The organism is Candidatus Binatia bacterium, from assembly GCA_035631035.1.
In the GTDB taxonomy this organism is placed as follows: Bacteria; Eisenbacteria; RBG-16-71-46; order SZUA-252; family SZUA-252; genus DASQJL01.
Map to the genome: position 1 here is coordinate 1 of DASQJL010000101.1, position 6136 is coordinate 6136.

Genomic DNA, 6136 nt, shown 5'->3' on the forward strand with positions numbered 1-6136 from the left:
GATCGTTCCGATGCGCGCCTCCTCCAGCTTGGGGAGCGCGGCCGCGAGGCGCTCCCGCGCGGCGGGCGGGCGCGAGGCGTCGAGCCGCGCCACCTCGATCGCCGTGCGCAGCCTAAGCTTCAGCTCGCCCGCCGCGGGATCGGTGAAGGTCACGGCCACCATCCGGTCCAGCTCGGTGCGGCCGCCCTCGAGGATCGCGATCATGCGGCGCACCAGCTCGGTGGTCTTGCCGGTGCCGGCAGCCGCTTCGACGACGAGCGTGTCGTCGAGTGCCGTGCGGATGAGGTCGCGCTGGCCCTGATCGGCCAAGGCAGGGCCGATGGGCTGCGGACGGCGGCGCACGGCGGGTCTGGCCGGAGGCTCGGGGGCCGGCGTTGCCGGCGTCGGCTCGATCGGTCCCGGCCTGGCCGCCTGCGGCATCACCGACTCCGCCATCACCGGCTCCGGCACGGTCTCCTCCGCCGGCGCGAACATATCCGGCTCCGTCGCCGCAAAGAGATCGCCCGTCGCCGAGTCGGCCTTCGGTCGCCGCCTCACGGCATGTCCCTCAGCCGCTCCAGATCCTCGAGCCGCTCGCGCGTCTTCCGCGCCGTGCGCACCTCTTCGTTCGGGCCGCAGACCGGCCGGTAGTCGCACCAGCGGCACGCGTCCGGGCGTGGGGCGGCGGGAAGAAAGCCCTGCTCCAGCGCCGTGCCGATCACGCCGATCGCGACTCCCGCCGCGGCGCGATGGTCCTCGTTGAGCGGAATGTCCCGCTCCTCGAACCCGCCGTCGGAGGTGCAGTAGTAGAGACGCCCCGAGAGGACGCGGCCTTGGAGCAGCTCCTCGACGGCGAGCGCGTAGAGGAGCGGCTGGAGCGTCCGTCCGCCCCAGACCACGGCGCCCGCGTCCACGCGCGCCTTTCCGGTCTTGTGGTCGGTGACCCGAAGCGCGCCGTCGGCGCGGCGCTCCACAAGGTCCACCGAGCCGCGCAGGCGGACCCCGTCCAGGATGGTCACGGGATCGGGCACGCTGGAGGCGTCGGCCGTGGGACGGTCGCGATCGGCGAGCCCGAAGGAGAGCTCGAAGCGATGAGGCACCCAGCCCTGGGCGCCCTCGGTGGAGCGCCGCAGCCACTCGCGCAGGTCGGCGCGGATCGCGCCGATGCCGTCCGACCAGACGCGCGGAATGGCGGGCGCGACCTTTTCCTTCCATTCCTCGGCCACGCGGCCGGCGGCCTCCTCGAGAATGCGGTCCGCCTCCTCCAGGTGCCCGGGGTCGAGCGGGAGCTTGCCGCGATCGCGCAGGGCGGTGAGCAGCTCGAACTGGATCTGGTGGAAGAGCGCGCCCCGCGTGAGGGGATCGATCGTCTCGAGCGCCTCCGACTCTTCCCGCGGCTGGATGCGATGCACGGCCTGCAGAAAGAACTGGTAGGGGCAGGAGGCGAAGCGCTCCAGCGCCGTCGGCGAGAAGGAGCGCGCGCCCATGCGGTGGCGCGCGAGCGCTGCGAGCGCGTCGGGATCGGGATCCACCAGGCCGTCGGCATAGCTCCATCTCTTCAGCCAGCGACGTCCTCGGGCGCGGAGCGCGCGGGCCAGGTGGGGATTGGCGGCAAGCAGGTAGTTCGCCGCGCCCGCGTGGGCGTCGCTCCCGGCGTCCTTGAGCCGTCCCAGGACGGCCAGGTCGTACTCGGTGTCGTCGATCGCGCGCGCGGGATTCTCGGGCGCGGGCCATCCCAGCCGCGACGATCCGCCGGTCTCCGCGCGCCCGCGCAGCTCGTCGAATCCGGGGAGACGCCCTTCCATGGCGCGGATCGCCTCGAGGCCGTAGAACGAGGGCACGCGGGCGCGCGCCATCTCCACGTCCACGCGCGGCCAGGAGAGCGCGGCCCGGAGGCCCGCGGCGCCCACCGCCAGGCGAAGCGCGAGCCGGTGCTCCTGGACGCGCGAGTCCTGGGTGGCGAGGAGGTCCGCGCCCAGGGCGCGGCGCGCCTCATCGGGGAGCAGCGGGTCTTCCAGGATGCGTGGCGGAAAGAGCTTCTCGGCCAGCCCGGGCACGAAGACCACGTCGAACCGAAGCCCGCGGGCCATCTCGATCGGGGCCACGAACACGGCGCCCTCGGGGCGGCTCTCCGGAGGCGACGCCAGGTCGCGAAGGCGCGGCGCCAGCACGTGCTGCACGACGACGAGATCCACCGGACCGACCGGCCCCAGCGGCGCGAGCTCGGCCAGGACGCCGAGGACGCCGTGCGGTTGTCGGAGCGCCGCGGTGGTCAGGTCGCGAAGCCGCTCGAGCCAGACCGCCCACGTGGCGCCGGCGGGAAGCTCGGAGAGCCGCGTGATCAGCGGGAGCGCGAAAGCGCGAAGGTGGTCGAGATCCGCGGCGACGCGCTCGAGCCCGGCCGCGCGCGCGTCGTCGCCGTCCAGGTCCTTTCGCCGTAGCGCGATCTCCTCGATCAAGCCGTCGAGGCGCCTCGCCCAGCGGTCGCGCCCGCCGATCACCGCCGCGTCCACGAGCAGTCGCTCCCACCGCCACGGAGCGCGGAGCCCTCCCTCGGAGATTCCGGCGTCCGGGTCGGGCGCGCGGCCTTCGTCGGCGCTCCCGAGCGCGCTCCCCGGCGCCGCCGCGCCGGCCACCGCCGGCGCGAGCTCGTGCTCCGGAGGCGCCCAGGTCTCGTCGGGGGCGCCGCTGGGATCGGGCACCTGGCCCAGGGAGAGATATTCCGCGAACCGCCGCGCGGAGAGTCCTTCCGCCGCGCACGCCAGGAGCGCCAGAAGGGCACGACCGGCTGGATCGGGCCGCAGCGCACCGCGCGCGAAGTGGGCGGGGATCGCGGCACGGCGGAGCGCCTCTTCCAGGTGGGACCGGTAGGAGTTCGGAGAACGGAGAAAAATCGCCATGCGGTCGAACGGGACACCGGCCGATGCTTCTTCCTGGATCCGACGCGCGATCTCGACGCACTCGCGCGCCTCGCCCGGCCAGGAGGCGACCGACACGGTCTCGTCCATGTCGCGCGGATCGGGGCCGGAGTCCTCGAAGAGATGGCGCTTCAGAAGCGCGAGCGAGGTCTCGGCTTCCTTCCCGTCGGGGCAGGTGGCCGAGACGCCGAGCATCGCTTCGAGCCGGGCGATCGCGGCGGCATCGCCGCGCGGAGCGGTCGCCAGGACGCGCGGCGACCGCGCGACGAGGGCTTCGACGAGGTCCCATTCGACCTTCTGCACGGGAGCGAGATCGAGCAGGAGCAGGGGTCGCGGCGCGGGGAACGCCTCGCCCGATTCGATCGCGGCGGCCGCGAGGAGGATCACCTCGGCCCGGTCGGCGAGCCGAAGGTCGCCCATCTCCCGCTCCATCCCTTCGAGGATCGAAGCCAGGTCGGCCGCATCCGGCAGCGCCGCCCGGAGATTGCCGGCGCCGATCCCCGCGCCGCGCAGCTCCTCCAGCGTTCGCACCGCGGCGTGGGGGAATCCAGGGCGGCCGGCGATCTCCGCGAAACGGCCCGCCGACCCGCGCTCCAGCAGCCGGTGGACCGCGCGCGCCACGACCGCGGCCAGGGTCAACGAGGTGGCGGGAGCGGCGCCGCGCCGCGCGAGGGCCGGGGCCGCGAGCTGGAAGGCCAAGCGGTCAAGGGTGGCGCGGCGCAGTCCGAAGCGGGCCCCGTGGTCGGCGGCGTCGACGCGCGCGACCTCGTCGGCCGCATGCCCGTGCGAGGCCAGCAGCAGCGCCTCAGCATCGCGGGGCAGCGAGCCGATCCATTGCCGGGCGGCCGCGAGGCGGGCGGAGGCGTCGGAGGAGACGAGCAGGGCCCTGGGCCCGGCCTCCGGCGGGGCGGTTTGCCTGGGATCACGGATCACGGAGATAACATTCGCACGAGGATGGACCCGATGCCACTCACGTCTGCTCGCAGGGGCCACGTTCTGACGTCCGTCGCGATCGCCGTCGCGCTCGCCTTGCCGCTCTTCTCCGCGCCGGCCGCCGCCGCGCCGGCGCCGCGACCGCTCGCGGTGCGCGCGACGCCGCGCGCGCTGCGCTACGCGCCGAACGAGGTCGTGGTCATCGCCAAGAACGAGGTGCTCGAAACCGGCGCCGGCGCGCGGCCGAAGAGCGCTCGCGCCGCGCTTGCCCGAGCGCTCACGGCTCAGGGGCTGGACCGTTCCCGCCGGGTCGACCGGGACCCGCCGATCGGCGCCGCCCGGTCCGAGCGGGTCTGGGTGCTCTCCAGCCGGGAGCCCGGGTTCGATCCCGTGGCCGCCTCGGAGGCGCTCCGGCGCACGGGCGAGGTGCTTGCCGCCAGCCCGAACTACCGCTTCGGCCTCTTCTTCACCGAGCCGAGCGATGCCTACCTGAGCTACCAGTGGTACGTGGACGATCCGAACGGGGCGAATATCCATCTGCCCAACGCATGGGACACCGCGCGCGGCGACACGTCGGTCACGATCGCGATCATCGACACCGGCGTCGACACCGGGCATCCCGACCTCGCCTCGAAGATCTGGCACAACCGGGGCGAGACTCCCGGCAACGGCATCGATGACGACGGCAACGGGTACGTGGACGACTGGCAGGGGTGGGATTTCGGGGTGGGGGACAACGACCCGAATCCGGAGTACACCTCCGATCCCTCGGGGCTCGACGTGGGATTCCACGGCACGTTCTGCGCCGGGATCGCGGCCGCCGCGACGAACAACGGCGACGGGATCGCCGGAGCGGGGTGGAGCTGCCGCATCATGCCGCTCAAGGTGGCCCATCCCGACAGCGGCATCACGTCGGAGGCGATCGCGGGCGCGTTCGCCTATGCCGTGGACCAGCACGCGTCGGTGATCTCGATGAGCTTCGGAGGACCCGGAGATCCCGGCGTTCCCCAGTTCTTCCAGGCGCTCGTGGACATGGCGGTGTTCGGGGGAGCGGTCTGCGTGGCCGCCGCGGGGAACGACGGCAGCAGCGTGAAGGCCTATCCCGCCGCGTGCGACCGGGTGCTCGCGGTCGCCGCCACCGACGGCGCCAACCTGCGCGCCAGCTTTTCCAACTGGGGAAACTGGGTGGACGTGGCCGCGCCGGGCGCCTCCATGTGGTCCACCATCTGCCGCAACTACACCTTCACCGACCTCGATCAGCTCTACTACGAGTTCCTGTTCAACTGGGACAGCTTCAACCCCTACATGTACGGCGACGGCACGTCGTTCGCCTGTCCGCTCACGGCGGGGGTGTGCGGACTGGTTCGCGCCCGGTTCCCGAGCCTCACCCCGGAGCTCGTCATGCAGCAGGTCATCGCGACCGGCGATGCCGTGGCCTACGACCATCCGATCGGGCCGAAGGTGAACGCGCAGCGGGCGGTCACGCAGGCCCCGGCCGCCGTGGCGGTGGACGTCGCCGCTCCCGCGCTCCCTCGCGTCGTGGCCGTTCCCAACCCGCTGCGGGGAGCGGGCGAGCTCCGGTTCGCGCTGCCCGCCGCGGCGCGGGCGCGACTGGCGCTGTACGACGCCTCGGGGAGGCGCGTGCGCACGCTGGTGGAGGGCTCCCTGTCGGCCGGGTCCCGCGCGATCGCATGGGATGGGAAGGATGATCGCGGCGCCCGGGTCGGGGCCGGGGTCTACTTCGCGCAGCTCACGGCCGGCGGCGCCGAGGTCCGTTCGAAGGTGGTCTTGATTCGGCCCTAGCGTCGCGGGGCAGCTGGGCGCCTCCGCCCCTCGATCTACGGCGCGATCGGAAGCTCGATGATCGCGGCGCTCGGCGCACCGTCCACCACCGTCAGCATGGCGATCGACACGGGCAGGTCAAAGCGTCTGGGCCCGGCGCTTCCGGGATTGAGATAGAGCACGCCGTCCTTTTGGCGGATCACGGGAGCGTGCGTATGCCCGCTCACCACCACGCCGAATCCCGCTGCTCTCGGGTTCAGGTCCAGCTGGGACAGGTCGTGGAGCACGTAGATCGAGGCACCGCCCGCATCGAGAATCGCCGTGGAGGGCAGGTCGCGGAGGAGCGCGCCCCGGTCGACGTTCCCGTGAACCGCCGTCACCGGCGCAATCCCACGCAGCTCCTCGAGGATGTCGGGACGGCCCACGTCTCCGGCGTGCACGATCGCCTCGACGCCGCGCAGCGCCTCGAGCGCCTCCGGGCGGAGGAGCCCGTGCGTATCGGAGATGACGCCGATCAGCGTACG

At 73.1% G+C, this 6136-nt stretch carries 4 protein-coding genes; 1 reads left to right on the forward strand and 3 read right to left on the reverse strand.

Features of this window, described 5'->3' with window-relative positions:
- Positions 1-537 (reverse strand): UvrD-helicase domain-containing protein (locus tag VE326_10815; protein ID HYJ33699.1); only part of this gene is annotated, 537 nt, incomplete at its 3' end.
- On the reverse strand, positions 534-3830 hold the full coding sequence (locus VE326_10820; GenBank protein HYJ33700.1) for a PD-(D/E)XK nuclease family protein: 3297 nt from the start codon (positions 3828-3830) through the stop codon (positions 534-536). The genes VE326_10820 and VE326_10815, both read right to left, overlap by 4 nt.
- A gap of 30 nt (positions 3831-3860) precedes the next feature.
- Here VE326_10820 and VE326_10825 point away from each other — a divergent pair, with 30 nt between their 5' ends.
- Positions 3861-5633: a S8 family serine peptidase gene (locus tag VE326_10825; protein HYJ33701.1), complete on the forward strand. Its 1773-nt coding sequence runs from the start codon at positions 3861-3863 to the stop codon at positions 5631-5633.
- A gap of 35 nt (positions 5634-5668) precedes the next feature.
- On the opposite strand, the gene VE326_10830 is transcribed toward VE326_10825, so the two are convergent.
- Positions 5669-6130 (reverse strand): metallophosphoesterase family protein, encoded by a 462-nt coding sequence (locus VE326_10830; GenBank protein ID HYJ33702.1) that lies wholly within the window; start codon positions 6128-6130, stop codon positions 5669-5671.
- Positions 6131-6136 lie beyond the last annotated feature (6 nt).